The sequence below is a fragment of the Mammaliicoccus sp. H-M34 genome, assembly GCF_022386495.1.
GTDB classification, from domain to species: Bacteria; Bacillota; Bacilli; order Staphylococcales; family Staphylococcaceae; genus Mammaliicoccus; species Mammaliicoccus fleurettii.
On sequence record NZ_JAJNIK010000002.1, the window covers coordinates 286,449 to 311,576 of the forward strand.

At 30.3% G+C, this 25,128-nt stretch carries 28 protein-coding genes and 1 pseudogene; 20 read left to right on the forward strand and 9 right to left on the reverse strand.

The window, feature by feature from the left end; all coding sequences use genetic code 11:
• The 3 genes from LQ608_RS03595 (at nucleotide 1) to glnA (ending at nucleotide 3,051) form a co-directional block, all read left to right on the forward strand.
• On the forward strand, nucleotides 1-1,248 hold the full coding sequence (locus tag LQ608_RS03595) for a methionine gamma-lyase family protein (protein WP_239749633.1): 1,248 nt from the start codon (nucleotides 1-3) through the stop codon (nucleotides 1,246-1,248).
• Nucleotides 1,249-1,335: 87 nt separating this feature from the next.
• Nucleotides 1,336-1,692 (forward strand): MerR family transcriptional regulator, encoded by a 357-nt coding sequence (locus tag LQ608_RS03600; RefSeq protein WP_016912283.1) that lies wholly within the window; start codon nucleotides 1,336-1,338, stop codon nucleotides 1,690-1,692.
• A gap of 18 nt (nucleotides 1,693-1,710) precedes the next feature.
• Entirely contained in the window at nucleotides 1,711-3,051 is a 1,341-nt protein-coding gene (glnA, locus tag LQ608_RS03605) for a type I glutamate--ammonia ligase (protein ID WP_239749642.1), read from the forward strand.
• A gap of 175 nt (nucleotides 3,052-3,226) precedes the next feature.
• Here the strand turns inward: glnA and LQ608_RS03610 are convergent, their stop codons facing one another.
• Nucleotides 3,227-3,790 (reverse strand): Ltp family lipoprotein, encoded by a 564-nt coding sequence (locus LQ608_RS03610; protein WP_239749645.1) that lies wholly within the window; start codon nucleotides 3,788-3,790, stop codon nucleotides 3,227-3,229.
• Nucleotides 3,791-4,152: 362 nt separating this feature from the next.
• Nucleotides 4,153-4,635, reverse strand: coding sequence for a MepB family protein (locus LQ608_RS03615; protein WP_239749648.1), 483 nt, complete (start codon nucleotides 4,633-4,635; stop codon nucleotides 4,153-4,155).
• A 131-nt stretch (nucleotides 4,636-4,766) separates the two neighbouring features.
• On the opposite strand from LQ608_RS03615, the gene LQ608_RS03620 reads away from it, so the two are divergent.
• The 4 genes from LQ608_RS03620 (at nucleotide 4,767) to LQ608_RS03635 (ending at nucleotide 6,836) form a co-directional block, all read left to right on the forward strand.
• Complete coding sequence (locus tag LQ608_RS03620) at nucleotides 4,767-5,255, forward strand: GNAT family N-acetyltransferase (protein ID WP_239749651.1); 489 nt, start codon at nucleotides 4,767-4,769, stop codon at nucleotides 5,253-5,255.
• 47 nt (nucleotides 5,256-5,302) lie between these two features.
• Nucleotides 5,303-6,043: a sulfite exporter TauE/SafE family protein gene (locus tag LQ608_RS03625; RefSeq protein ID WP_239749660.1), complete on the forward strand. Its 741-nt coding sequence runs from the start codon at nucleotides 5,303-5,305 to the stop codon at nucleotides 6,041-6,043.
• A 196-nt stretch (nucleotides 6,044-6,239) separates the two neighbouring features.
• The gene (locus tag LQ608_RS03630; protein WP_239749662.1) at nucleotides 6,240-6,449 is read left to right on the forward strand and encodes a hypothetical protein; all 210 of its coding nucleotides are present in this window, start codon (nucleotides 6,240-6,242) and stop codon (nucleotides 6,447-6,449) included.
• 183 nt (nucleotides 6,450-6,632) lie between these two features.
• On the forward strand, nucleotides 6,633-6,836 hold the full coding sequence (locus LQ608_RS03635) for a TM2 domain-containing protein (protein ID WP_078356303.1): 204 nt from the start codon (nucleotides 6,633-6,635) through the stop codon (nucleotides 6,834-6,836).
• A 139-nt stretch (nucleotides 6,837-6,975) separates the two neighbouring features.
• Here the strand turns inward: LQ608_RS03635 and LQ608_RS03640 are convergent, their stop codons facing one another.
• A complete protein-coding gene (locus LQ608_RS03640; protein WP_239749679.1) occupies nucleotides 6,976-7,899 on the reverse strand; it encodes a diacylglycerol/lipid kinase family protein in 924 nt (307 codons plus the stop codon).
• A gap of 129 nt (nucleotides 7,900-8,028) precedes the next feature.
• Here LQ608_RS03640 and LQ608_RS03645 point away from each other — a divergent pair, with 129 nt between their 5' ends.
• From LQ608_RS03645 to LQ608_RS03660, 4 genes and pseudogenes are all read left to right on the forward strand, one after another.
• On the forward strand, nucleotides 8,029-8,568 hold the full coding sequence (locus LQ608_RS03645) for an N-acetylmuramoyl-L-alanine amidase (RefSeq protein WP_239749689.1): 540 nt from the start codon (nucleotides 8,029-8,031) through the stop codon (nucleotides 8,566-8,568).
• Between the two features lie 151 nt (nucleotides 8,569-8,719).
• Nucleotides 8,720-9,604: an NAD(P)-dependent oxidoreductase gene (locus LQ608_RS03650; RefSeq protein ID WP_239749700.1), complete on the forward strand. Its 885-nt coding sequence runs from the start codon at nucleotides 8,720-8,722 to the stop codon at nucleotides 9,602-9,604.
• 43 nt (nucleotides 9,605-9,647) lie between these two features.
• Nucleotides 9,648-9,937, forward strand: a pseudogene (locus tag LQ608_RS03655) (nucleoside triphosphate pyrophosphohydrolase family protein).
• Between the two features lie 81 nt (nucleotides 9,938-10,018).
• Nucleotides 10,019-10,612, forward strand: coding sequence for a hypothetical protein (locus tag LQ608_RS03660; RefSeq protein WP_239749703.1), 594 nt, complete (start codon nucleotides 10,019-10,021; stop codon nucleotides 10,610-10,612).
• 258 nt (nucleotides 10,613-10,870) lie between these two features.
• On the opposite strand, the gene LQ608_RS03665 is transcribed toward LQ608_RS03660, so the two are convergent.
• Nucleotides 10,871-12,244, reverse strand: coding sequence for an aspartate kinase (locus LQ608_RS03665; RefSeq protein WP_239749707.1), 1,374 nt, complete (start codon nucleotides 12,242-12,244; stop codon nucleotides 10,871-10,873).
• Between the two features lie 197 nt (nucleotides 12,245-12,441).
• Between LQ608_RS03665 and LQ608_RS03670 the strand changes: the two genes are divergently transcribed.
• The 4 genes from LQ608_RS03670 to LQ608_RS03685 all read left to right on the forward strand — a co-directional run bounded on the left by LQ608_RS03670 (nucleotide 12,442) and on the right by LQ608_RS03685 (nucleotide 16,570).
• On the forward strand, nucleotides 12,442-13,719 hold the full coding sequence (locus LQ608_RS03670; RefSeq protein ID WP_239749716.1) for a homoserine dehydrogenase: 1,278 nt from the start codon (nucleotides 12,442-12,444) through the stop codon (nucleotides 13,717-13,719).
• Between the two features lies 1 nt (nucleotide 13,720).
• Nucleotides 13,721-14,785 carry a threonine synthase gene (gene thrC, locus LQ608_RS03675; RefSeq protein ID WP_239749717.1) on the forward strand — a complete coding sequence of 355 codons (1,065 nt, stop codon included), beginning with the start codon at nucleotides 13,721-13,723 and terminating at the stop codon, nucleotides 14,783-14,785.
• Complete coding sequence (gene thrB, locus LQ608_RS03680; RefSeq protein WP_078356311.1) at nucleotides 14,782-15,693, forward strand: homoserine kinase; 912 nt, start codon at nucleotides 14,782-14,784, stop codon at nucleotides 15,691-15,693. The genes thrC and thrB overlap by 4 nt, the downstream gene beginning before the upstream one ends.
• A 70-nt stretch (nucleotides 15,694-15,763) precedes the next feature.
• Nucleotides 15,764-16,570 (forward strand): Cof-type HAD-IIB family hydrolase, encoded by an 807-nt coding sequence (locus LQ608_RS03685; protein ID WP_239749719.1) that lies wholly within the window; start codon nucleotides 15,764-15,766, stop codon nucleotides 16,568-16,570.
• Between the two features lie 61 nt (nucleotides 16,571-16,631).
• On the opposite strand, the gene LQ608_RS03690 is transcribed toward LQ608_RS03685, so the two are convergent.
• From LQ608_RS03690 to rpmG, 4 genes are all read right to left on the reverse strand, one after another.
• Nucleotides 16,632-18,029: a phosphoribosyltransferase domain-containing protein gene (locus LQ608_RS03690; protein WP_239749728.1), complete on the reverse strand. Its 1,398-nt coding sequence runs from the start codon at nucleotides 18,027-18,029 to the stop codon at nucleotides 16,632-16,634.
• Nucleotides 18,030-18,041: 12 nt separating this feature from the next.
• The gene (locus tag LQ608_RS03695) at nucleotides 18,042-18,356 is read right to left on the reverse strand and encodes a hypothetical protein (RefSeq protein WP_239749730.1); all 315 of its coding nucleotides are present in this window, start codon (nucleotides 18,354-18,356) and stop codon (nucleotides 18,042-18,044) included.
• A 153-nt stretch (nucleotides 18,357-18,509) separates the two neighbouring features.
• A complete protein-coding gene (locus tag LQ608_RS03700; RefSeq protein ID WP_078356315.1) occupies nucleotides 18,510-19,955 on the reverse strand; it encodes an amino acid permease in 1,446 nt (481 codons plus the stop codon).
• Nucleotides 19,956-20,152: 197 nt separating this feature from the next.
• Nucleotides 20,153-20,302 carry a 50S ribosomal protein L33 gene (gene rpmG, locus LQ608_RS03705; RefSeq protein WP_078356316.1) on the reverse strand — a complete coding sequence of 50 codons (150 nt, stop codon included), beginning with the start codon at nucleotides 20,300-20,302 and terminating at the stop codon, nucleotides 20,153-20,155.
• A 161-nt stretch (nucleotides 20,303-20,463) separates the two neighbouring features.
• Between rpmG and LQ608_RS03710 the strand changes: the two genes are divergently transcribed.
• The 3 genes from LQ608_RS03710 (at nucleotide 20,464) to LQ608_RS03720 (ending at nucleotide 23,507) form a co-directional block, all read left to right on the forward strand.
• Entirely contained in the window at nucleotides 20,464-21,402 is a 939-nt protein-coding gene (locus LQ608_RS03710; protein WP_239749743.1) for a metal ABC transporter solute-binding protein, Zn/Mn family, read from the forward strand.
• Nucleotides 21,403-21,493: 91 nt separating this feature from the next.
• The gene (gene guaC / locus LQ608_RS03715; RefSeq protein ID WP_078356318.1) at nucleotides 21,494-22,471 is read left to right on the forward strand and encodes a GMP reductase; all 978 of its coding nucleotides are present in this window, start codon (nucleotides 21,494-21,496) and stop codon (nucleotides 22,469-22,471) included.
• Between the two features lie 19 nt (nucleotides 22,472-22,490).
• Nucleotides 22,491-23,507 (forward strand): CAP domain-containing protein, encoded by a 1,017-nt coding sequence (locus tag LQ608_RS03720; RefSeq protein WP_239749755.1) that lies wholly within the window; start codon nucleotides 22,491-22,493, stop codon nucleotides 23,505-23,507.
• A gap of 310 nt (nucleotides 23,508-23,817) precedes the next feature.
• Here LQ608_RS03720 and lexA read toward each other — a convergent pair whose 3' ends face one another.
• Complete coding sequence (lexA, locus tag LQ608_RS03725; RefSeq protein WP_078356320.1) at nucleotides 23,818-24,438, reverse strand: transcriptional repressor LexA; 621 nt, start codon at nucleotides 24,436-24,438, stop codon at nucleotides 23,818-23,820.
• 144 nt (nucleotides 24,439-24,582) lie between these two features.
• Between lexA and sosA the strand changes: the two genes are divergently transcribed.
• The gene (sosA, locus tag LQ608_RS03730) at nucleotides 24,583-24,792 is read left to right on the forward strand and encodes a DNA damage-induced cell division inhibitor SosA (RefSeq protein ID WP_078356321.1); all 210 of its coding nucleotides are present in this window, start codon (nucleotides 24,583-24,585) and stop codon (nucleotides 24,790-24,792) included.
• Nucleotides 24,793-24,870: 78 nt separating this feature from the next.
• Nucleotides 24,871-25,107: a DUF896 domain-containing protein gene (locus tag LQ608_RS03735; RefSeq protein ID WP_115337490.1), complete on the forward strand. Its 237-nt coding sequence runs from the start codon at nucleotides 24,871-24,873 to the stop codon at nucleotides 25,105-25,107.
• Nucleotides 25,108-25,128 lie beyond the last annotated feature (21 nt).

Below are 25,128 nucleotides of genomic sequence, written 5' to 3' on the forward strand. Positions count from 1 at the left end.
ATGGAACAAAAATTAAACAATTTAATTACAGATGTAGAAACAGAATTAAGACCATATTTTGATAAGATAGAACAAAATGCATTAATTGCTCAAGAGAGAGTATTAGATGCGTTTCATGATGTGAAAATTACTGAATCTGATTTAGTAGGTACAACTGGTTATGGTTATGATGATATTGGTAGGGATCATTTAGAAGATGTTTATAGTAGGGTATTTAAAGCTGAAGATAGTTTAGTAAGACCTCAAATTATTTCAGGCACACATGCTATCACATTAGCGCTTAATAGTCAGCTTAAATATGGTGAAGAGTTGTTATATATAACAGGTACACCATATGATACGTTGTTAGAAGTTATTGGCGTTAATGGAAACGGAATCGGAAGTTTCTTGGAGCAAGGTATTTTATATAATGAAGTTCCTTTAAAAGATAATGAAATAGACATAGATTCTGTGTTAAAAAGCATAAATGAATGTACAAAAGTTATTGCAATCCAAAGATCAAAGGGTTATAGCTCTAGACCTTCATTAACAATCAATCAAATTGAGCATGCAATAAAACATATAAAAAAGAAATATCCGGATATAATTATATTTGTTGATAACTGTTATGGAGAATTTGTTGAAGATAGAGAACCTATTGAAATAGGTGCTGATATTATGGCAGGATCGCTTATTAAAAATCCAGGTGGCGGACTAGCAAAAATAGGCGGGTACATTACAGGTAAAAGAGAATTAATCGAACGTTGTGGATATCGTTTAACAGCACCAGGAATCGGCAAAGAAGCGGGTGCATCTTTAGGAAGCTTGCCAGATATGTATCAAGGTTTCTTTCTAGCACCACATGTAGTCAGTCAAAGTTTAAAAGGTGCACTATTTACTTCCCTATTACTACAAAAATTAAATATGACAACTACACCACACTATAAAGATAAGCGAACAGATATTATACAGTCCGTTACTTTTGAAACAAAAGAACAAATGATAGCATTTTGTCAGTCGATTCAACATGCATCGCCAATCAATGCGCATTTTAGTCCTTTGCCTAGTTATATGCCAGGTTATGAAGATGATGTCATTATGGCAGCAGGTACATTTATACAAGGATCATCAATTGAATTAACTGCAGATGGTCCTATTAGAGCGCCATATGAAGCATATATACAAGGTGGATTAACATATGAACATGTTAAAATTGCAATTAAAAGAGCGGTAGAAAATTTAATAAACAGTCAACTTGTTAAACTTTAATTTTATGTAAGGTTTTCTAACATTTATTTGTTTTCTGAAAATTTATGTGCTAAATTTATTTTAAGTTCTTAAATGAAGGAGGCGGTCGTGCTGTCTAGAGACATAATTAGAAGAAACATGGCCGTGTTTCCCATTGGTGTAGTGATTAAGTTAACTGAGCTAACAGCAAGACAAATCAGATATTACGAAAGCAACGAACTAGTCTCACCCAAAAGGACTGAAGGTAATCAACGGTTATTTTCTTTAAATGACTTAGAGCGATTACTTGAAATTAAAAATCTTATCGAAAAGGGATTTAATATGAAAGGTATAAAACAAATTCTTTTACAAGAACAAAATGACCTTTCTGATGAAGAACTGAAGATGAGAGAACGTGTAATTAGAGGAACTTCTAAAACAGAAGGACCACTTAATCGTGGAGATTTATCAAGATTTTTTAAATAAAAACTGGAGGATAATCACATGGCTAAACAAACATTTACGAAGGAAGATATTTTTCGTTTTGCTGACGAAGAAAACGTACGCTATTTAAGATTACAATTTACTGATATTTTAGGAACAATCAAGAACGTAGAGGTACCAATTGCACAATTAGAAAAAGTTTTAAACAATGAAATGATGTTTGACGGTTCTTCAATTGAAGGATTCGTGCGAATTGAAGAATCGGATATGTATTTATGTCCTGACCTAGATACTTGGGTAATTTTCCCATGGACAGCAGGTAAAGGAAAAGTAGCACGATTAATTTGTGATATTTATAGTCCAGACGGTAATCCATTCCCTGGTGACCCACGTACAAACTTAAAACGTGTATTAGCTGAAATGGAAGAGTTAGGATTTACAGATTTCAACTTAGGACCTGAACCAGAATTCTTCTTATTCAAATTAGATGAAAAAGGAGAACCAACATTAGAATTAAATGATAATGGTGGTTATTTTGACTTAGCACCAACAGATTTAGGTGAAAACTGTCGTCGTGATATCGTATTAGAATTAGAAGATATGGGCTTTGATATCGAAGCAAGTCATCACGAAGTAGCACCAGGTCAACATGAAATAGATTTCAAATATGCTGATGCAATTACAGCATGTGACAACATTCAAACATTCAAATTAGTTGTAAAAACAATCGCTCGTAAGCATAATTTGCATGCAACATTCATGCCAAAACCATTATTTGGTGTAAACGGAAGCGGAATGCACTTTAACGTTTCTTTATTCAATGGTAAAGAAAATGCTTTCTTCGATCCAAATGGAGAAATGCAGTTAACAGATGACGCTTTCCACTTTATTGCAGGTATCTTGAAAAATGCACGTGGGTTTACAGCAGTATGTAACCCATTAGTAAATTCATACAAGCGTTTAGTTCCAGGTTATGAAGCACCATGTTATATTGCATGGAGTGGACAAAACCGTTCACCATTAGTGAGAATTCCAGTGTCACGCGGATTATCAACTCGTGTTGAAATTCGATCAGTTGACCCAGCAGCTAATCCATATTTAGCATTAGCTACAATTTTAGAAGCTGGATTAGATGGAATTAAAAATAAATTAACACCTCCAGAATCAGTAGATCAAAACATCTATGAAATGGATAGAGAAGAACGTGAATCAGTAGGCGTTCAAGATCTTCCTTCAACACTTTATACAGCTGTTAAAGCAATGAAAGAAAATCCAGTTGTTAAAAAAGCATTAGGAAATCATATCTACCGCCAATTCATACAATCTAAATCATTAGAATGGGATTACTACCGTACCCAAGTATCAGAATGGGAAAGAGAACAATATATGAAGCAATATTAATTGCTTAAACCCTCAAAGCTCAATGCTTTGAGGGTTTTTTTATATTTTTGTCGATCATTAATTGGATAACAATTTTATTTACTAATTTGAATGTATAAAACTAAAATAGTTATAGAAAACATAAATAAAAACAATAGGATGTTTTTATTAAAATCCTATTGTTTTTATAAAGTATTTATTTTTTCAGATTATCTATTGCATATTGTGCTTCTTCAGTAGTAAAGCCTTCTACAGTTGAAATTAATTGCTGATAAATTGCATCGTTAGACATGTTCATAGTTTTTGCATAATCTTTCGCTTTTTCTAAGGCATTTTTATTATAGTCGACTTTTAAATTATCTATCGCGTATTGAGCGTCTTCAGGTTTAAAGCCTTCTATTGATGAAGTAAGTTGATTATAGATACCATTTTTAGACATATGTAAAGTTTTAGCATATGTCTTTGCTTTTTCCAAAGCTGCTTCTTGTTCCCTAGTTGTTTTTGAACTATCTTTACTTTCTTTATCAGATGACTCACTTTGATTATCACTAGATTTATTATCTTGCTTTTGTTCTACTTTATCTTCCATAGATTTATCGTTATTTTTACTACCTAATGCTGCGGCACAAGCACTAATAATGATAATTAATATGATTAGACCTAAACAACCAACAAGAAAAGGATTTTTCTTTTTACCTTTGATGATTACACGTTCTCCTTTCTCGTTATATAATACTTCATCCTTATTATATTTTCCCATCTTACTTCTTCTCCTTTATAATTTTTTATATTAATACTCTGTAGAGTAATTAATTAAATTTAAATAAAGTTTTTTAAAAACAAAAGAGAGAACCCCATGTCTTAACAACAAGTTTTTCTCTCTTTTTACTATGTAATATATATAATTAATTATTGATGTTTTTATGAATGTTAATTCTTATGTTTAAAGTCTACTTTTACATGGTTATATGTTTGTTATCGCTTAAAACATATAATTATAATAACCCTACTTACATAAAAAGGCAATAAAAATTTAAAGCTATTTAATAATATTTTAACTAAATATAGTTATAGAAAACATAAATAAACTATACAAATTGAAGGTACCATCATGAATAACAATTAATAATATAATTCAGTTAATCTTCTAATATCAACTTTATCTGATAAATCTATAAAATAATCTTTTTGCCATTTTTGTGTTTGAGAAGCGGTTTTGTTTAAGTTATCTTCCCAAGTTGGATATACTCTCATAGCCATTTTTCCTGTTATGTTGTTACTGCTTATTATTTTTTTCTTGTATAATAGATCCTTTGGAAAAACAAATTGCCCCTTTTTTCTTTCATCAATTATTGTAACGATAAGTTTATCTAATGTTTCTTCATATGTGTAAGGTCTATTTTTATTATTTTCGTCTTTTATCCAAAATACTACAAAGTAACCCTGTTTATTTGGTGTCTTTTTTGCGCGTCTACTTCTATATGTTTTATCATTTATGTGATAATGACAACTCTCATATTCAATATTTAATGGTTCTATTTTCATATTTTCAATAAGGTGTAGTTCTTTTAATATTTCTTCTGTTAATTTAATTGATTCAAACAACTCATCAAGTCCTTTAATTATTTTGTTATATTTTAATATTTATAAGTATATCATTTATTATAATAAGCTCTTTACTTTTCATGTTGGATTGATATGATTAAATAAATTAGATGTGCGATGGAGGTCAAGTCATGATTAGAAATGCAACTGAGGATGATTTGAAGTTTATTTTAGATATTTATAATGATGCTATTTTAAATACAACAACTGTATATACTTATGAACAGACAGATCTTGAGGAAAGAAAAAAATGGTTCTATAGTAAAGTAGAATCTGGTTTACCTATTATAGTTTATGAAAAGGATGATGAGATTGCTGGGTTTGCCTCATATGGTCCGTTTAGAAATTGGGCAGCATACCAATATACGATTGAACATTCTATTTATGTAAGTTCTAAATTTAGAAGGCAAGGTATTGCTACACAATTATTAGATCATTTAATTTTACTTGCGAAAGTTGATGGCTATAAAACAATGGTTGCGGGTATTGATTCATCTAATGAAGGTAGTATACATTTACATAAGCAAAAAGGGTTTAAACATATAGGTACACTTGAAAAAGTAGGTTATAAATTTGAAAAATGGCTGGATTTAGCCTTTTATCAAATTTTATTGAAATAAGCTGAAATATAGTGTTTTTTTAATAGTGTATTAATAAAGGGGATATTATGGATTTTACAATTTTGATATTAGTTATCGTATCAATACTATTAGGCGCATTAGTGCGTAGTATTTTTGGTTTTGGTGAAGCATTAGTCACTATGCCATTATTGTCACTTTTTAGTATTGATTTTAAATTATCAGTTTCGATTGTTGCAATTGTTGGTTTGTTGGTAGCATTTCCTGTATTTATTAAGAGCAGAAGAAATCTCAATTGGTCAATTGTAAGAAGATTGTTGGTTGGTTCAATTATTGGTGCTCCAGTTGGTATATTAATCGTTAAATGGGCAAATGAAGATGTCATTATTAAAGTATTAGGTATTTTCATCTTATTGTACGGAACTATAAACTTAATCAATCATTATAGAAACATCTATCAAATAAATAAACAAATACCGAAGTTATATGATTATATAGCAGGACTCGTTTCAGGTATCTTAGGTAGTGCATATAATAGTCATGGTGTACCCATTATTGTTTACGGTACTTTAAAAAAATGGCATGTAACAGATTTAAAGAATATTTCTCAAGTTCACTTTTTCATTACGGGGTGTTTTATAGTATTTAGTCATGGTGTTTCTGGGTTTTGGTCGAGTTCTTTATGGTATTTACTCATTATGATTTTACCTTTACTTATTATAACTTTGTGGGTAGGACATATTATTAACACTAAAATTGATCAACAAGTATTAATAAAGTATATATACATTTTATTAATTTGTTTTGGTATTATTATGATTATAAAATGATGTGAACAACTAGTGTAAAAAATACATTAATAAATCACAAACGGTCATAATCATTAAAAAACATTTAAATTTGTTTTGTTATTTTACATTTAAAATGTATATAAACAAAGAGAGTATTAATTTACATCAATTAACCCTAGATTCACTTAATATTGTTTTGTAAGCTTTATATATTAAGTTTTATTTGGAGGCAGTCATGTTTTTTGATAAGAAGATTATAGTATTTGAGAACCTAGAGAATGAATACAATCAAGAAGATGCAAAAAATATATTTTTGAAACATTCTATTGATTATGATTTTATTACTGTAAGTAGCCAGTCAGTTATATTAGGTGGTTTAAAATATCCATCATCAAATGATAAAGAACAATTTATAGCTGAGTTTAACGATTATTTAGGGAACTAGGGAAATTAAATAAAAAGCTGTCGACAAAGTCGGCGGTTTTTTTTTATATAGAAATCCAAAAATTAGATTTTAAAATTACGTATGTTACAAAATTGTCACTTAACACATGATATTGTTAGGCTTTATTAGGGTATTAATATAATATAGATTATATAATGTTCTTATAGTTGAAGGAGGGTTATTATGTTAGTTAATAAATGGATATATATAGCGTTAGCTTTATTATTAGGTAACTTTGGTGTTCATAAATTTTATGCACAAAAACCTATTTCTGGTTTGCTACATTTAGTATTTTGTTGGACGGGAATCCCACAAGTAATAGCAATTATTAGTGCTGTATTAGCGCTACTTAAACCAGCAGATGAGCAAGGAAATATTCAGGTTTAATAAGTTGTGAAATATTAATTTAAAAAACAGTAGCAATTCATTAACTAATGAATTGCTACTGTTTTTTTGTTATCAATCTTAGTTTCATAGCTGTGTTATAAGTACTTTAGCAAGAAACTGCTTATAAATATAGTTTGAATTACTGATTATTGATATCTAAATAAAGTAGTTTAACTTGGTCTTTTAATAATTTGATATTTACAGGTGTTTCAAATAGAATTTCTCCATCTATATCTAACTTTGCATTTGGATATGTTGCTAAAGTTGCTGATTCGCAAGAAATATGTGTAATACTGTCACTTATTTCATTCCAATTCATGCTATCTTTAACTTTGAAAAAGTCGTTAATAATACTAAAGTTTTGATTGTCGAAGATAAATATATTCATTTTACCGTCATTTGGAGATAAATCTTCTAATGGTATTTTACTGCCGCCAACATTTTGGCCATTGGCTACTAATATCATTGAAGTTTCTCCTGAATATTCTTTTCCGTCTGCTGTTAATTTATATTTATAAATTTCGGGATTTGATACTGTTTTTATTGTAGAAAATACATAACTGAACTTGCCTAATAATTCTTTTTGGTTGGATTGAACATTCTCAGCATTTTGTACCATTAATCCGATTCCAGCAAAGTTGAGTGCATATGTACCATTTACATCTAAAATATCAAATGATTTTATTTGGCTATTTAATAAATCTTGAGAAGCTTGCATTGGTTTTTGAGAAAGGTTTAATGTTTTTGTAAAATCATTAAAAGTCCCTCCTGGTAAGACTCCAATCGGTATTTGAAGATTATTTTCTACAACACCATTTATGAGTTCATTTAATGTTCCATCTCCACCTAAAATGAAAAGTACATCATAAGTACTCACGTGATTATTTTCAGCTATTTCTTTACAAAATGATTTTATTTGTCCTTCTTCTTTACTTAATTTTATAGTTAAGTCATCACAAAGCTGTGTTAAATTTTCAGTAACTTGTCCAAGTTCTTTGAAAATATTACCCTGTCCAGCTGCTTCGTGATAAAATAAAATTCCTTTATGAAAATGATGCGTCATATACATACAACCTCCTGTTATCTTCCTAGTATTACATTACCATTTATTGCGTAGTATAAACAGTTTCAAGTTAATTAATTATTTATGTTAAAATAAATAAAAGTTTATATAAAAAAGGGGAGGATAACGATGGCATCAGAAAATGATTATATAAATTACGAAATGCAGAAAAGAACCGAACCTTTACTTGGTGTTGTTATTCATAATGATGCAAGTGAATTGAATGCAAATGAATGGCGAGAAGTATTAATAAATGCACCTGAAGAAAGATACGTGCAAGGAATTGCGCATTATTATATTGATCGAAATGGACAATGGCAAGCAATTGATACTGAAAATATAGCTTGGCACACTGCAAATCAAATAGGTAATGAACAATATTTAGGTTATGAAGTGTTAGAATCTCTTTCAAGTACGGACGAAGAATTTTTATTAAATGAACAAGAAACGTTTAGAGTAATAGCTTCAGATATGATAGATTATAATTTAGAACCAAATAGAGACACAGTGAAATTACATCTTGAATTTAGTGAAACAGAATGTCCACACCGTTCGTTTGAAATTCACACTAATTGGAAGACAACTGTTGATGGGATACCAGATGAATGGATCATTAATGATTTAAAAGACTACTTCATAAGTCAAATAAAGCAATACATGTTGAATTAGATGGTAAAAAAGATTCTCTATAATGAGGCTGGGACAAATTAATTGTCTCAGCCTCTAATCGTTATATGGGAAGTAGAAAACTCGATATTTTAGATTTTTCTGATAAATAGGTATAATGATTGTATTAGAAAAAAAGTAGGGGGCATTTTAGATGAATAAAAAAACAATTGGTTTTGTAGGTACTGGTGTTATGGGGAAATCTATGGCAGCACATCTAATACAAGATGGGTATAAAGTTAACGTGTTTAATAGAACGAAATCTAAAACAGATTCACTAGTCGAGTTAGGTGCTAAATGGTGTGAAAGTATTGCAGTTCTCTCAGAGAAAAGTGATGTCATAATCTCAATAGTGGGATATCCAAAAGATGTAGAATCGATTTATTTAAATAAAGATGGTATTTTAAATCATGCTAAGGCAGGAAGTATAGTTATTGATATGACTACTTCTAGTCCAGCGTTAGCCAAAACAATATATGATGAAGCAAAATTGTATAATGTTAAAAGTTTAGATGCCCCTGTTTCTGGTGGTGATATTGGCGCTAAAAATGCTACATTAACAATCATGGTAGGTGGGGATGAAGAAGCGTTTAGTCAAGTTGAGGATATCTTCAATGTGATCGGTAAAAATGTTGTATATCAAGGTAAAAGTGGTAATGGTCAACATACTAAACTTTCAAATCAAATAGCAATTGCAGCTGGCATGTTAGGTGTAGCAGAAGCAATAATTTATGCAGAAGAAGCAGGTTTGGATATAGATAAAGTATTTGCTTCAATTGAACATGGTGCTGCAGGTAGCTGGTCATTATCTAATTTAGGACCAAGAATGGTTAAAGAAGATTATGCGCCGGGATTTTATGTTAAACATTTTATTAAAGATATGAAAATTGCGATTGAAGAAAGTGAAAAAATGGGATTATTTATGCCAGGATTACTAAAGGCTAAAGAAGTTTATGATGCACTAAGTAAATCGGGATTCGATGATAATGGGACGCAATCTGTCATCCAGTTGTTAAAAAATCAAATAAAAAAGGGGTAATAAAGTGGAATTAAATAAATATCAAGAACTTGCATTAAGAACGATGTCGGATATCAAAAATGATCCTGAACAAAGCTTAGTAAACGGTGCTTTAGGCTTAACTGGAGAAGCGGGAGAAGTTGCAGATATAATCAAAAAACATCAGTTTCATGGTCATGATTTAGATGAGCAAGAATTAAAAAAGAACTTGGAGATGTGCTGTGGTATATAGCTTGTTGTGCATCAGCACTTAATATAGATTTAAATGAAATAGGTGTATCCAATATAGAAAAATTAAAAGAACGTTACCCAAATGGTTTTACAAAAGAAGATTCACTAAATCGTAAAGAATAAAGAATAAAAATCTATTGGATAATTATTACAAAACTGATAAAATGAAAAGGAGTGAAAACGCTTTCTTAGGAGGTAACTGAATTGGAAGGAAACGAACAATATTTATCAATAGATGAATTAAAGCAGATAATGTCTGACTACCCATTACAATATATTGTTTGTGGACAATGTGCTATTGATTTATTTCTAAATGAATACACATATACAAAAGAAATAATGAGTATTACGGTAAGCAGAGAAGAAGTGGAAATACTATCCAATTATTTTTTAAAACACCAATATCAGTTGGTAGTCAAAACACCATTAGATGAACTGGAAGAAATATCCGTTGAAGAACTTTATAATTATAAAAAATATTATGTTTATGATACAAAAGCACAATGTAAGATCATTAAAGTTTATATTTATGAAACGAAAGATGAGAAATGGCAATTTAGTCACGATCATAATATAGAAGTTGAAGATTATAAAATATATTTTCATAGTCTAGAAAAAGATATTAAGTATTTACGTCCAGAGATCCAAATGATGTATAAACTATATCATGAACTTAGACAAGACGATATTTATAAATATCAAAGACTAATACAACATTTAAGCTATTATCAATTTTTTATGCTAAGAAAAGTAATAGGCAAAGAAAAGGTTAATCAAATTATATTATCAGATACATAAGTGGCACCATTGTTTGGGTCATGTTTTATTTTTTGTATTTATATGGTTATATCTAACGATTTTGTAAAGTGCTGACGCCTGAGGGAATCGTATGCGTGAGAGACTACAGGCTCGAGCCATACCCCCTGGCAAATGCACATACAAAATCGTGGAATTTTATAAATAAATAAGCATATCACTGTAAACTTTAAAAATCAGTTACGTGATATGCTTATTTATTTTGAGTTAGGAGATATGCTCCAAGTTCTTATCATTAGCTTAAATAATTTGAGTCGTTTCTTTAACAAAATACTCGTTATATATTGCTTGAACAGCGATATCAGAATATTGTTGATCAATTCCAAACATCATTGATATTTCTGATGATCCTTGGTTAATCATGTTAAGATTAATTTTATTTTTACTTAAAGCAGCTGCTGCTCCGGCTGCTGTACCAATTGCTTTATTCATCCCTTCTCCAACAATCATCAATATTGCTAAATCATAGTCAATAGTTAGTTCATCAACTTTAATTTGTTCTCTAATCTTGTTTAATACACGTTCTTCTTTTCCATGTATTTGTGTTGTTCTCATGATAATACTCAAATTATCAATTCCAGATGGTATATGTTCGATAGAAATGTTTTCATCTTCTAAAATACTTAATATTTTTCTAGTGAAGCCAACTTCTCTATTCATTAAATATTTTTTAACATTTATAATAGTGAAACCTTTATCACAACTCACTCCTGATACGATTTGAGATAAGTTTGATACATCTCGTTCACTGACAATATATGTTCCTGTATCAGTCGGTCTATTTGTGTTTTTTATAACGACAGGTATACGATCTTTATATAATGGCTCTAAAGCTTCATCATGGAAAACACCAAATCCAGCATATGATAACTCACGCATTTCTCTGTAAGTAATTTCTGGAATTACTTCCGGTTGAGAAACGACTGTTGGATTTGCACGGAAAATACCTGATACATCTGTGAAGTTTTCATAAAGGCTAGCTTTTATACCCCTTGCTAAAATAGCTCCTGTAATATCAGAACCACCACGAGGGAATGTTACGATATCATTGTTTTCAGAATAACCAAAGAATCCAGGAATAATAAGTGTTTCATCATATTGACGTAATTGATAAATCTGTTCATATGATGATTCTAATATCATCGCATTTCCAGGTTCATCAGTAACTATAATGCCTGCTTCTTTAGGTGATAAATAACGAGTGGGGAAACCCAATTGATTATTATATTGAGCGATGATACGGGCGTTAAAATCTTCTCCACAACTTTTTAATGCATCTAATAATCTTTCAGGTTGATTGTTGTATGCGTCTATTAAGCATACTAAGTCATTTTTTAACTCATCTAAAATAGAAGAATCCATATCCAACTCTTTAACAATTTCCTCATAACGTTCGATAATTTGGCGTAGTTTGTTTGAATAATCCAATTTATTTATTACTTTGTCGTATAAGCGTATTAATAAGTCAGTCGTTTTTACATCTTCTTTAAATCTTTTTCCGGGTGCAGATACAACAACAATTTTTCTTTCATCATCAGAATTGATGATGTTTAATACTTTTTTAATCTGTTCACTGTTTGCGACGGAACTTCCGCCAAATTTTGAAACTTTCATTTTATCAGTCCTTTTACTGGGGGTAATGTAATTGTAGCTCTTTACAAAGCGAGAAATAATGATAATATTACTATTAATTCTAATTATTCAAACTTTACAAAAAACTTTAATGAATTTATACTATAATAAAGTTGAGTCTATTTCAAGTAGACAATTGTATTTTTAACAAGAACAATATATTTAAGGTGAGTGAGAAAATGAAAGTATTAAATGTAGCAGTATTAGGTCTCGGCACTGTGGGAACAGGCGTCGTAAAGATTGTTGAAGAAAATAAAAAGCAAATAGAAGACACAATAGGTAAATCTATACATATTAAACATATTCTTGTTAACTCTGTTAGCAAGAAAAGAGCAATTAATACTTCTAGTTATCATTTAACTGACAATATAGACGATATATTAAATGACGATGAATTAGATATCGTCGTTGAAGTAATGGGTGGAATAGAACCTACTGTTGAATGGTTAAAGCTATTTTTATCAAAAGGTATCCATGTCATTACAGCAAACAAAGATTTGCTAGCTGTACATTTAAGAGTATTGGAAGACTTAGCAGAAAAAAATAAAGTTGCACTAAAATATGAAGCAAGCGTTGCTGGAGGTATACCAATTGTAAATGCGATTAATAACGGTTTGAATGCAAACAACATTAATCAGTTTATGGGTATATTTAATGGAACTTCTAATTTCATTCTTAGTCAAATGACTCGTGAAGGAAAATCTTATGAAGAAGCTTTACAGCTTGCAACTGATTTAGGATATGCAGAAGCAGATCCAACAGATGATGTTGAAGGTGTAGACGCTGCTCGTAAAGTTGTGATTACGAGTTATTTATCATTTAATAGAGTCATATCGTTGAATGATGTTGAAAGAGTAGGTATTTCCGACGTAGAAATAGAAGATATTAAAGTTGCTGAAAGATTAGGCTACAAAATAAAATTAATAGGGCAAGGTAAATATGCAAATGGTAAAGTCTTAGCCAGTGTTAAACCTACATTACTTCCAAATAGCCATCAAATGGCGCATGTTGAAGATGAGTATAATGCAATATATGTTATTGGTGATGCAGTTGGAGACACAATGTTTTATGGTAAAGGAGCAGGTAGTCTAGCAACAGGTAGTGCAGTAGTTTCTGATTTATTAAATGTAGCCTTACAATTTGAATCTGATTTACATACTTTGCCTCCGCATTTTGAACTCAAAACTGAGCAAACTAAAGAAATTGTTGAAGAAGAAGTTGTTAAATTCCCATTAAAAAACAGCCACTTCATAATTGTTGAAAATGACAAAGAAGAAGATGAATTAAGAGATGAGATTAAAACAGCTATAGAGTTTCATAGAAGTGTAAAAGTAGAGCAGCGTACAGAAAATACTTATGGAGTCGTTATTAGAGGTATTGACGAATTACCAATTGAGACATTAAGAGAAAATGGTATAAATGTTGTTAAATATTATCCAATAGAAGGAGACAAGTAGAATGGGAAGATGGCAAGGATTAATTCACAATTATAAAGAATATTTACCTGTTAATGAAGGTACACCTAAATTAACTTTAAATGAAGGAAATACACCATTAATACATTTACCATATTTGTCGGATAAGTTAAATATTAATTTATTTGCTAAATTTGAAGGTCTTAATCCTACTGGATCATTTAAAGATAGAGGTATGGTTATGGCAGTTGCAAAAGCTAAAGAAGAAGGCAAGAAAATAGTTATTTGTGCTTCAACTGGTAATACTTCAGCGTCTGCTGCTGCATATGCTGCTAGAGCTGGAATGAAAGCAATCGTGGTTATTCCAGAGGGTAAAATCGCGCTTGGTAAATTAGCTCAAGCTGTGATGTATGGTGCAGAAATTGTTTCAATTAAAGGTAATTTTGATGAAGCATTAACTATTGTTAAAAAAGTAGCAGAAAAAGGCGAAATTGCTTTAGTTAATTCTGTAAATCCATATAGAATAGAAGGACAAAAAACAGGTGCCTTTGAAATTGTTGAACAACTTGATGGTAAAGCACCAGACTTATTTGCTATACCAGTTGGAAATGCAGGGAATATTACTGCATATTGGAAAGGCTTCAAAGAATTTGATAACTTAAAACAATCAGGTTTACCTGTAATGTGTGGATTCCAAGCTGAAGGAGCTTCACCAATAGTTCAAGGTAAAGTTATTAAAAATCCTGAAACTGTAGCTACAGCTATTAGAATTGGTAATCCAGCAAGCTGGAAACTAGCTGAAGCGGCAAGAGATGAATCTAAAGGGTTAATAGATAGTGTGACAGATGATGAAATCTTAAAAGCATACAAGCTTATGACAAGCAAAGAAGGTGTATTTAGTGAACCTGCAAGTAATGCTTCGATAGCTGGTTTGTTAAAGTTACATGAGCAAGGTAAATTAGAGCCAAATCAAACTGTTGTTGCTATATTAACTGGTAATGGATTAAAAGATCCTGATACTGCGATCGATTTGTTAGACTCACCAATCACGCCATTAGAGAATGATGAACAAGCAATTATAGATTATATCGAGCGTGCATTAAAATGAAGAAATTAAAGCTTAAAGTACCAGCATCAACAGCTAATTTAGGAGTTGGCTTTGATTCTATAGGAATGGCTCTTGATAAATATTTAGAAGTTGAAGCTCATCTATCAGAAGATAAACAATGGCATTTTGAACACATTGGTCCACATTTACAAGGGTTACCAAACGATGAGCAACACTATATTACAAAAATTGCTCAAACTGCAACAGCAAAGTTTTCTAAAAGTATGCCCGCTTTAAATTTAAAAATGTATAGCGATATTCCTTTAGCAAGAGGACTAGGAAGTTCAGCTTCAGCGCTTGTGACGGGTTTATTTCTAGCAAATTATTTTGCGAATTTGAAGCTATCTAAATATGAATTATTACAACTTGCTACTGAAATTGAAGGTCATCCAGATAATGTTGCGCCAACCATTTATGGTGGACTAGTCCTAGGTGTATATGATCCTGACGTGAAACAAACAGATGTATCATATATTGATATTCCTAAAGTGGATGTTATTGCAACTATTCCAGAATATGAATTATCAACGGAAAAAGCGCGTAAAGTCTTACCTGAAACTTTAACTTTAAAAGACTCTGTTAAATATAGTGCAATTAGCAATACGATGATTAGTGCTTTAATTCAGCATAATTATGAGTTAGCAGGCAAAATGATGATGAAAGATGGATTTCATGAGCCATATAGACAACATTTAATTCCTGACTTTGAAAACATTAAAGAACTTGCTCTACAATATGGAGCTTATGCAACTGTCATTAGTGGTGCAGGACCTACTGTGTTAACTTTAATTAAAAAAGAATTGAGTGGTAAACTCGTAAGAGAATTACAAAACAGATTCCAAGATTGTGAATCAGAATTAGTAACTATCAATCGATATGGAGTTAGTCAAAAAATAATTAACTTATAGACGATAATTGAGATGCTTATATTCTATATATGATAGAATATAAGCATCATTATATTTTAAGGAGATAAACATGGCTTATAAATACATAATAATGGATATGGATGATACACTCTTAACTTCAAAAAATGAAATAAGTGAAAAAACAAGTACATATTTAAAAGAAAAACAAAAACAAGGTATGAAATTGATACTTGCTTCTGGTAGACCTACAGCAGGAATGATGAAGCATGCTGACGCACTTGATTTAAAAAATAATGGTGGATATATTGTGAGCTATAATGGTGCATACGTAATCGATGCTCAAGATAACGAAGTTGTGTTTAAACAAACAATTAGTCAAGATGATGCATACCAAATTATCGACTATTGTAGAACACATAATTTCTTTTACTTAACATATTTAAATGATCAAATTATTCATGATAGAACGCATGACTATATGAATATTGAAAGTGAGTTAACGGGACTACCAATGAAAAAAGTTGAAGATATTAAAGAGGTTATTAATGGAGATGTACCTAAAGTAATGGGCGTAGATTATGCAGAAAATATTGCAAAAGCGAACAGTGAACTTAATGGTAAATTCAATAATCAAGTTTCTTCTACAATAAGTAAACCGTACTTTTTAGAATTTATGGATGGACAAGTATCAAAAGGTAAATCATTACAGAAGCTATTTGACAAAATCAATGCAGATTTCTCAGAAGTAATCGCTTTTGGTGACAGTTTAAATGATTCAGATATGTTAGAAAAAGCAGGTGTAGGAGTAGCAATGGGTAATGCTAACGATACGATAAAAGATATAGCTGATGTAGTAACAGATGATCATGACCATGATGGTATTGTAACAGCATTAGAAAAATTATTGAATCAATAAAAAAGTACAGATAAAACCATAAATTAACATTGGTTTTATCTGTACTTTTTATTTTTGACTATTAATATCGATCTTCATTAAATGAAATTGAAGTCATTTCTATAACGAGGATAGATTTAGCACCAAGTATTTTTAGTTGTTGTACTAAATCATCAATTTCAGTTTTATGTCTAAGTCTTTCTACAAAAACAATTATTTCTTCATATTGATCAATATTTAAATTATAAAGGTAATGTGTAATTGTTCTTTCTAAAGGAGACATAAAGCTTATTTTTTTATTTGAATGTTTCAATGTACTTAAATCAAAATTAAACCTTGTTGTTCCTTGAACATTTATATCTTTACCAGGTAAATAACGAGCAATCTGTAATGGGATATACAAGAATTCACCAACACCGATAACAAGTTTCGGTGAATCATCTAATAAATCGTTTAATAATTCTCCCATACGTTGAAATAGCTCTTCAGAGATTTGTTGTTCTTTACCGGTTAATGTAAATCTACCTGTTGAAATAAAGTATGGATTGTCATGTATCGTACCATCACGTAACATGTTTTGTGCTTTTACGATAAAATGATCGTTAATAACATTTCTTAAAGAATGATATTGTACTTTAGTTTCATGTTGTTCATTTTTTAGAAGTTGGTTTTGAATTAAATTTTCTGTTGAATTATCTTTATCTTGTATTTCTACTTTGAAAGTCATAAGCGATATAATATTGATTTTTATATTTAAAGACTTTTCGAGACTAGAAAAAGCTTCTTTTACACTTGCTGATCTTAAATCTATAGGGGTTAAAACAGTGAATGTTTCTCTTTCAGGGTATTTATCATAAATCTTTTTAATTAGGTTTAATACGGATAAACCATTTAATAAATGGTTATCAATAATTGCAATTCGTTCATCATTATCAAAAAAGTCTTTATCTTTTGTATAGAAGAATAAACGTTCAAGTGGATCGACTATATCACCATGATCTAATAAAGGTGGATGTGATATGATTTTATCTCTTGTTGATGCTAAAAACATGACATCGTCTTCGAATAAACTGAAAATGGATTGCCCTAAATTCACTGCACGTTCACTTAATCCAAGGAAGCGTGTCGGCGGGTAGTGACCGAGTTTGTTCGCTTCTACTGTGTTTAAAGCTTGAATCATTTTGCCACGATTTTTACTATTGATTGCTTTAGCTATACTATGAATACGTTCATCCGTTTCACCAGTTAAAGATTCATGATATAAAAAGCCTAGTAATAAACCAATAAGTAAGGGGTGTTCAGGATATAGCCCTCTAGAATAACCTAAACAAGGTGATACAGGGATAAAAGGGAAATCTGATTGTTCTTCTTGAGTTATTGCTAACATTTCGTCAATTTCAAAATCGAATCTATTTTTTACGACCTTTACTTCAACTTGTTTCTCATTATCTAAAGGAAAAACTTTGCTTACGTGAGACATATCATTACTCCTTTATTTGCTTGTATGTGTCCATTCATGACTATGTTTTTTTCTTTTTATATGCGCATATATTTGGTCTGCTGCATAGTCTTGATTTGTATAAACAGTAATGTCAAAGAATGCTTGGTTGTCCTCAAATGGTTCATTCAAATATAAATCTTTCAGATGATCAAATAAGGATTGCATCTGTTCTCTTGTTAAACTTGTATATTCTCTTAATGTTTTTTTAACGAGTTGAGGTTGTGTGTCATAAATACTTTGAACCACAATTACAAAGCGTTCATCTTGTTTCATAACGTCATCAAATAAATTAGTTTGGCCAGCCATTATTACACCTTCTTTTTATCATTATTAATTATTTATATTCATTATACTATATATGTTGTGATATGAAAAAGTTCAATAAAATTTAAGAAGTTGGTATTTGAAATATAAAAAACACCCACTCAAAATATAAATGAGTGGGTGTTTAAACGATTACTATTTATTATCATAATTATGTTTAGTTAAATCTATATCTTCAAGTTTGATAATTTTAGATTTCGTTACAAATTTATGAATGAAGTAAACAATAATTCCTAAAATAATTGGTAAGAACGATTCAATTAATACAGGATAATTTAAAGTCATTATACTGTCAAAGGATTGTCCGATTAATAAGAAGGCAATGACTGCAATAACAATAATCGGTCCTAACGGATATAATGGTGCTTTATACTCTAAAGTATCAGTTGCTGATTGTCCTTGTTTTTTAATAGCCATTCTTAGTCTAATATGACTAATGATACTCATTAACCAAACGAGTGTTACGAGCGCACCTAACATATTTAATAATCTGTAATAACCATCAGTGTTAATAGTTGCATAAATGATTGATATGAAGATTAAAGCGATAGTTACACATAATGATATAAAAGGCATGTTATTTTTGTTTAAATTATTAATGAATTTTGGTGCTTGTTTATGTTGTGCTAATGAATAAAGTAATCTACTAGTAGCATATAATCCTGAATTACCCGCAGAAATAAGTGCTGTTAAGATTACAGCATTGATAATTGAAGCTGCAAAGGCAATACCAACTCTATCAAAAACAATAGTAAAAGGACTTTGTGTTACTGTATTTGATTTATTTAATAATAATGGGTCAGTATACGGAATAATTGCTGCAATTACTGCAATTGCTAAAATATAAAATAATAAGATTCTCCAAAATACTTGTCTAATTGCTTTAGGCATTGATTCTTTAGGATTTTCAGATTCTCCGGCAGTTACTGCAACGACTTCTGTACCACCAAAGCTAAATCCTGCAACAAGAAGTACGCCTAAAAATCCTGAAATACCATTTACAAATGGTGCTTCTTTATAAGTGAAGTTTGATAATCCAAGTGGTTCATTACCACCTAAAATACCGAAGATTACAAGTACACCTACAATTAAAAAGATAATAATAGTTGCAACTTTAATAAAACTTAACCAATATTCAGCTTCCCCGAAAGCTTTAACAGTAAAGGCATTGAGTAAAAATAAAATAACTAGAAAAATAATGCTCCAAATAAATGGGTTTACATTTTGGAAGACTTCCCAATAAGTAATGATTTTTGCAGCTGTTAAAATGTCTACACTTGTAACGAGTGCCCATATAATCCAATATAGCCAACCAACTGTAAAACCAGCAGAGCGATCAATAAATCGACTAGAATAAGCACTAAATGATCCCGACACTGGATAAAAAGTTGCTAATTCTCCAATTGCGGTCATTAAAAAGTAAAGCATAACACCAATAATAGAATATGCTATTAGTGCACCACCAGGTCCAGCTTGAGTAATGACAGCACCACTTGCCATAAACAATCCCGTACCAATTGATCCACCGATGGCAATCATTGATATATGTCTTGTCTTTAATCCACGTTTCATTTCTTCCATATAGTTCACCATACTTTCTACATTTACGATTATTCTGAAATTAAAATATACATTATATTTTATTAGTAATTCATGAAATAAGCAACATAAATTTTAACGCATAAATGCTTTAAAGTGATAAAATATATTTATAAATAAAAAAGTCATTTCAAAGAAATGACTTTTTGTGTCGTATATCTTCTTATTAAAATAAGAAATTACTTAGTTTCACGATGTAAAGTGTGGCGGCCTAATCTTGGACAATATTTTTTCATTTCAATACGTTCAGGGTTAGTACGTTTGTTTTTAGTAGAAATATAATTTCTATCGCCACATTCAGTACATGCTAACGTGATATTAACACGCATGTTCATCAGCCTTTCTATTTAGTAATCATTACGCTTTATAACTTTATCATATTTTAAATTTGTTATCAATATGTAAAATTTTGTTTCAGTAAGATTGCGATATTATGTTTAAAAGCGTATATTGTTATAATTAATGAAAATACTTATTTAGGAGTTATTAGATGAAAAAAATATATCAAATGATTTTTATGATGCTTGCAATTTTGGTAATCGTATCAGGTTGTGGGAATCAAAACTCTAAAAATGATAAATTAAAAATTTATGCTACAAATTATCCATATGAAAGTTTTGCTAAACAAATTGGAGGAGAACATGTTGAAGTAGATTCAATATATCCAAGTGGTACAGATTTACATAATTATGAACCAACTCAAAAAGAAATGATCAATGTTGCTAAAAGTGACCTTTTTATATTTTCTTCTAAAGAACTTGATCCTGTGGCAAAAAAGATAAGTTCTACCATTAAAAATAAAGATTATAAATTAGAAGCTATTCCAAATTTAAAAGGAAATGATATTTTAGAACATCATCACGAGCATGGGGACGAACATAACCATAAAGAAGAACCAGAAAATAAGCAAGACCCTCATATTTGGCTAGATCCAATTGCAAATAAAGAAGCAGCTAAATCGATTAAGAATAAGCTTGTCCAAAAAGATCCAGACCATAAAAATGATTATGAGAATAATTATAAAAAGTTAATTAAAGATATTGAAGAAATAGATCAAAAATTAAAGACCGTTACGGAAAGTCCAAAAAGAGATACAATATTTATCTCTCATGATTCTTTAGGTTACCTAGCAAATAGATACCATTTTAAACAAACGGGTGTAACAGGTATGAATAATGAAGAACCTAGTCAAAAAGAAATTTTGGAAATTATAAAAAATATTAATCAAGCAAAAACACCATATATATTGTATGAGCAAAATGTAAGTTCTAAAATTACAGATATAATAAAGAAAGATACTAATAGTAAACCTCTGAAATTCCACAATTTAGAAGTGTTAACTAAAAAAGAAAATAAGCAGAAAAATATTTCGTACCAAACTTTAATGGAGAAAAATATAAAAACGCTTGATAAAGCATTAAATAAATAATAAATATAGTCAGTTTTCGTTTACTTTTACCAACTAACCATGTATAGTAACTATTGGATTATTATTAATAGATTTGAAAGAGGTCATTGATATGAAAATTTTTGATTATGAAGATGTACAATTAATACCAAATAAATGTATAGTAGAAAGTCGCTCAGAATGCGATACTACTGTTAAATTCGGTCCAAAAACATTTAAATTACCGGTAGTACCTGCTAACATGCAAACAGTTATGAATGAAGAGCTAGCTGAGTGGTTTGCTAGTAATGATTATTTTTATATCATGCATCGTTTTGATGAGGAAGCACGTATTCCATTTATCAAAAAAATGCAAAGTCAAAACTTATTTGCATCTATATCTGTAGGTGTAAAAGACACTGAATATACTTTTGTTGAACAACTATCTAATGAGGGACTTGTTCCTGAATATATAACAATAGATATAGCACACGGTCATTCTGAACAAGTTATTAGAATGATTAAACACATCAAACAACATATACCAGAAACATTTGTAATTGCTGGTAATGTAGGTACTCCTGAAGGTGTTCGTGAGCTAGAAAATGCTGGCGCTGATGCTACTAAAGTAGGAATCGGACCAGGTAGAGTATGTATCACTAAAATTAAAACTGGGTTCGGCACTGGTGGATGGCAATTAGCTGCTATTAATTCATGTAGTAAAGCTGCTAGAAAACCTATGATTGCTGATGGTGGAATTAGAACAAATGGTGACATAGCAAAATCAATTAGATTTGGTGCAAGCATGGTAATGGTTGGTTCATTGTTTGCTGCACATGAAGAATCACCTGGTGAAACAGTAGAATTAGAAGGCAAATTATATAAAGAATATTTTGGTAGTGCATCAGAATTTCAAAAAGGTGAACGTAAAAACGTTGAGGGTAAAAAAATGTTTGTAGAACATAAAGGCTCTTTAAAAGATACTTTAGTAGAGATAGAACAAGATTTACAAAGTTCAATCTCATATGCAGGTGGAAAAGACTTACATTCTATCACTAAAGTGGACTATGTAATTGTTCGAAATTCAATATTTAATGGTGACCGCGACTAAATATAGGTGAGGTGACGACTTGAAAAAAGTATTTTATTTATTTTTATTATTGTTATTTATAACACTTATCAAGCCTGTCCCTGAATCAGATTTATCTAGACAAATTCAACAGAATGTATTAAATGTTCAACAAGGACTACAACATGAACAGTCAACAAGCAAAGTTGAACTTAAGACACCAAATGACCAAGAGTTTGCGATTAATAATATTCAAATCAATCAAACAAAAAGTGAAGTTGAAAAGAAACTTGGCAAACCTAAGCGGATAACCGCTAATGAGTATAACGAGAAATGGCATGTATATCATAATGATTATCATGAATTTGTAATGGTAAGTTATGATAATGACAAAGTAACAGGTTTATATACGAACCAAGACTTAATAACATCCCAAAAAGGTATCACAAGTAAAATGAACAAGGAAAAGGTTCGTTCGATTCTTGGTGAACCAGAAAAAGAAATAAATAAAGATAAAGTGAAGCTCATTCAAAATGATGAAGATTATGATGTTTTCAAATTCGATAATATCTATACAACCGTTTTTTATGATAAACATGAGAATAATCAAATTAAAGGTATATTGCAAATTGCATCATCAACTGAAGATAAACGTACGAACCAATATCATGCAGCATCTGATGATTATAAAAGCGCATTAGAATTACAAAACTTTGATCTTGTTAACGCTGAACGTGTTCAATTTGGCTTACCTACATTATTTTATAATGAAAATGTGAGTCATACTGCAAGAAAGCATAGTCAAGATATGGTTGATAATGATTATTTTGATCATACAAATAAACAAGGTTTATCTCCATTTGACAGATTAGACAATGATGGCTTTGATTATATAACAGCTGGTGAAAACTTAGCATATGGTCAAATAAGTAGTGTTTATGCACATCATGGTCTTATGAATTCACTGGGACACAGAAAGAACATTTTAAATAAAGATTATAAAGAGTTAGGTGTAGGTGTTGATATAGGCGAAGATTTACAGCCTTATTGGACGGAAAACTACATCACACAGCAATAGAACAGAGATAAAAGCAGATTTTATCTTAGCAACTTTGATATAATTATATCGAGATAAGTCATTATTTCATATTTCCTTAAATGTTTAACACATGTTGTTTCTAATAATTTGATTGGTGGAATAACAATTAAAGGGGAAGTTTTACATGGAAAGTAAAGAAATAAAACGTAAAGATTTAGATGTATTAGAACGTATTAAAGAATTATTAAATAAAAAAGATGTTTCATAATTAATATGACATTAGCAAAAAGAACTCGATAACGGGAATATGAAAAAAAGGAGATGCATTTGCATCTCCTTTTTTGTATTATTACATTTCTCTAAATAATCCTACTACTTTACCTAATACAGTTACATTATCTAAGTAAATTGGTTCCATTGTATTATTCTCAGGTTGAAGTCTATATCTCTTTTCTTCTTTATAGAAGCGTTTAACAGTTGCTTCATCATCTTCTGTCATAGCGACAATGATATCGCCATTCTCAGCAATGGATTGGCTACGAACAATAACTTTATCTCCATCTAATATGCCAGCTTCTATCATACTATCGCCAATTACATCTAAAATAAAGATGTTGCTATTATGTGTAGAAGTAAAATGTGCAGGTAATGGGAAGTATTCTTCGACATTTTCAACAGCTGTAATTGGAATACCTGCTGTAACCTTACCTATAACTGGTACGTGAATTGTATTCTCTTGATTGATGTTCTCTCCAACAGTTTCAGTTATTTCAATTGCACGAGGTTTAGTTGGGTCACGTTTGATATATCCCTTTTCTTCTAATCTAGATAAATGACCATGTACTGTAGAACTTGATGCAAGGCCAACTGCTAAACCAATTTCACGAACACTAGGTGGATACCCTTTCGTTTGTACTATATGTTTGATGAATTGATATATTTCAGATTGACGTTTAGTTAATTCTTTCATAGTCGCACGCTCCCAATTAATTATTTAACCATATTATAGCACATACGTTTCCTTCGAACAAACATTTGTTCGTATTTTTATTGACTACGAACAGTTGTTCTGTTATTATAAAAATACAAACAAACGTTCTAGGAGGAATTGAGTATGACAATTACAATAAAGAAGACGGTATTAGTATATTTGGCAGTATTCTTAATGACTCTATTAATAGGATATTTATATTTAGCACAGTCGAGTGATATCTATACAACAGAACAGACGTACGAGATGACAGATCATCAAATTAAACAACATGAAGATAAACAACCTAATCATTTAACTAATTCAAATACATTAATAGGGTCTATAGAATAATTGAAAAATACGAGTAAATCCATTTGGATTTACTCGTATTTTTTGGTATCTTTTATGTATGTAGAAAGTGGGGATAATATGTTAGATAAAGCAAAAATAGATAGAATCAATGAACTCGCTAATAAAAAGAAGATAGAAGGTTTGTCTGAATCAGAAGCGAAAGAACAGACTAAATTGCGAGCTGAATATTTACAAGCTTTTCGAGGTAACTTTAAAAGTACGATAGAAAGTACAAAAATTATCGATCCAGAAGGTAATGATGTTACGCCAGATAAAGTGAAAGAAATTCAAAAAAATAATAATATTAGGAAATAAATATAAATTAAGAGATAATAA

Coding starts and splice junctions, on each gene's coding strand:
- LQ608_RS03595 (WP_239749633.1), top strand. CDS start 1: ATGGAACAAAAATTAAACAATTTAATTACAGATGTAGAAACAGAATTA.
- glnA (WP_239749642.1), top strand. CDS start 1,711: ATGGCTAAACAAACATTTACGAAGGAAGATATTTTTCGTTTTGCTGAC.
- LQ608_RS03610 (WP_239749645.1), bottom strand. CDS start 3,790: ATGGGAAAATATAATAAGGATGAAGTATTATATAACGAGAAAGGAGAA.
- LQ608_RS03620 (WP_239749651.1), top strand. CDS start 4,767: ATGATTAGAAATGCAACTGAGGATGATTTGAAGTTTATTTTAGATATT.
- LQ608_RS03625 (WP_239749660.1), top strand. CDS start 5,303: ATGGATTTTACAATTTTGATATTAGTTATCGTATCAATACTATTAGGC.
- LQ608_RS03630 (WP_239749662.1), top strand. CDS start 6,240: ATGTTTTTTGATAAGAAGATTATAGTATTTGAGAACCTAGAGAATGAA.
- LQ608_RS03635 (WP_078356303.1), top strand. CDS start 6,633: ATGTTAGTTAATAAATGGATATATATAGCGTTAGCTTTATTATTAGGT.
- LQ608_RS03640 (WP_239749679.1), bottom strand. CDS start 7,899: ATGACGCATCATTTTCATAAAGGAATTTTATTTTATCACGAAGCAGCT.
- LQ608_RS03645 (WP_239749689.1), top strand. CDS start 8,029: ATGGCATCAGAAAATGATTATATAAATTACGAAATGCAGAAAAGAACC.
- LQ608_RS03650 (WP_239749700.1), top strand. CDS start 8,720: ATGAATAAAAAAACAATTGGTTTTGTAGGTACTGGTGTTATGGGGAAA.
- LQ608_RS03665 (WP_239749707.1), bottom strand. CDS start 12,244: ATGAAAGTTTCAAAATTTGGCGGAAGTTCCGTCGCAAACAGTGAACAG.
- LQ608_RS03670 (WP_239749716.1), top strand. CDS start 12,442: ATGAAAGTATTAAATGTAGCAGTATTAGGTCTCGGCACTGTGGGAACA.
- thrC (WP_239749717.1), top strand. CDS start 13,721: ATGGGAAGATGGCAAGGATTAATTCACAATTATAAAGAATATTTACCT.
- thrB (WP_078356311.1), top strand. CDS start 14,782: ATGAAGAAATTAAAGCTTAAAGTACCAGCATCAACAGCTAATTTAGGA.
- LQ608_RS03685 (WP_239749719.1), top strand. CDS start 15,764: ATGGCTTATAAATACATAATAATGGATATGGATGATACACTCTTAACT.
- LQ608_RS03690 (WP_239749728.1), bottom strand. CDS start 18,029: ATGTCTCACGTAAGCAAAGTTTTTCCTTTAGATAATGAGAAACAAGTT.
- LQ608_RS03695 (WP_239749730.1), bottom strand. CDS start 18,356: ATGGCTGGCCAAACTAATTTATTTGATGACGTTATGAAACAAGATGAA.
- LQ608_RS03700 (WP_078356315.1), bottom strand. CDS start 19,955: ATGGAAGAAATGAAACGTGGATTAAAGACAAGACATATATCAATGATT.
- rpmG (WP_078356316.1), bottom strand. CDS start 20,302: ATGCGTGTTAATATCACGTTAGCATGTACTGAATGTGGCGATAGAAAT.
- LQ608_RS03710 (WP_239749743.1), top strand. CDS start 20,464: ATGAAAAAAATATATCAAATGATTTTTATGATGCTTGCAATTTTGGTA.
- guaC (WP_078356318.1), top strand. CDS start 21,494: ATGAAAATTTTTGATTATGAAGATGTACAATTAATACCAAATAAATGT.
- lexA (WP_078356320.1), bottom strand. CDS start 24,438: ATGAAAGAATTAACTAAACGTCAATCTGAAATATATCAATTCATCAAA.
- sosA (WP_078356321.1), top strand. CDS start 24,583: ATGACAATTACAATAAAGAAGACGGTATTAGTATATTTGGCAGTATTC.
- LQ608_RS03735 (WP_115337490.1), top strand. CDS start 24,871: ATGTTAGATAAAGCAAAAATAGATAGAATCAATGAACTCGCTAATAAA.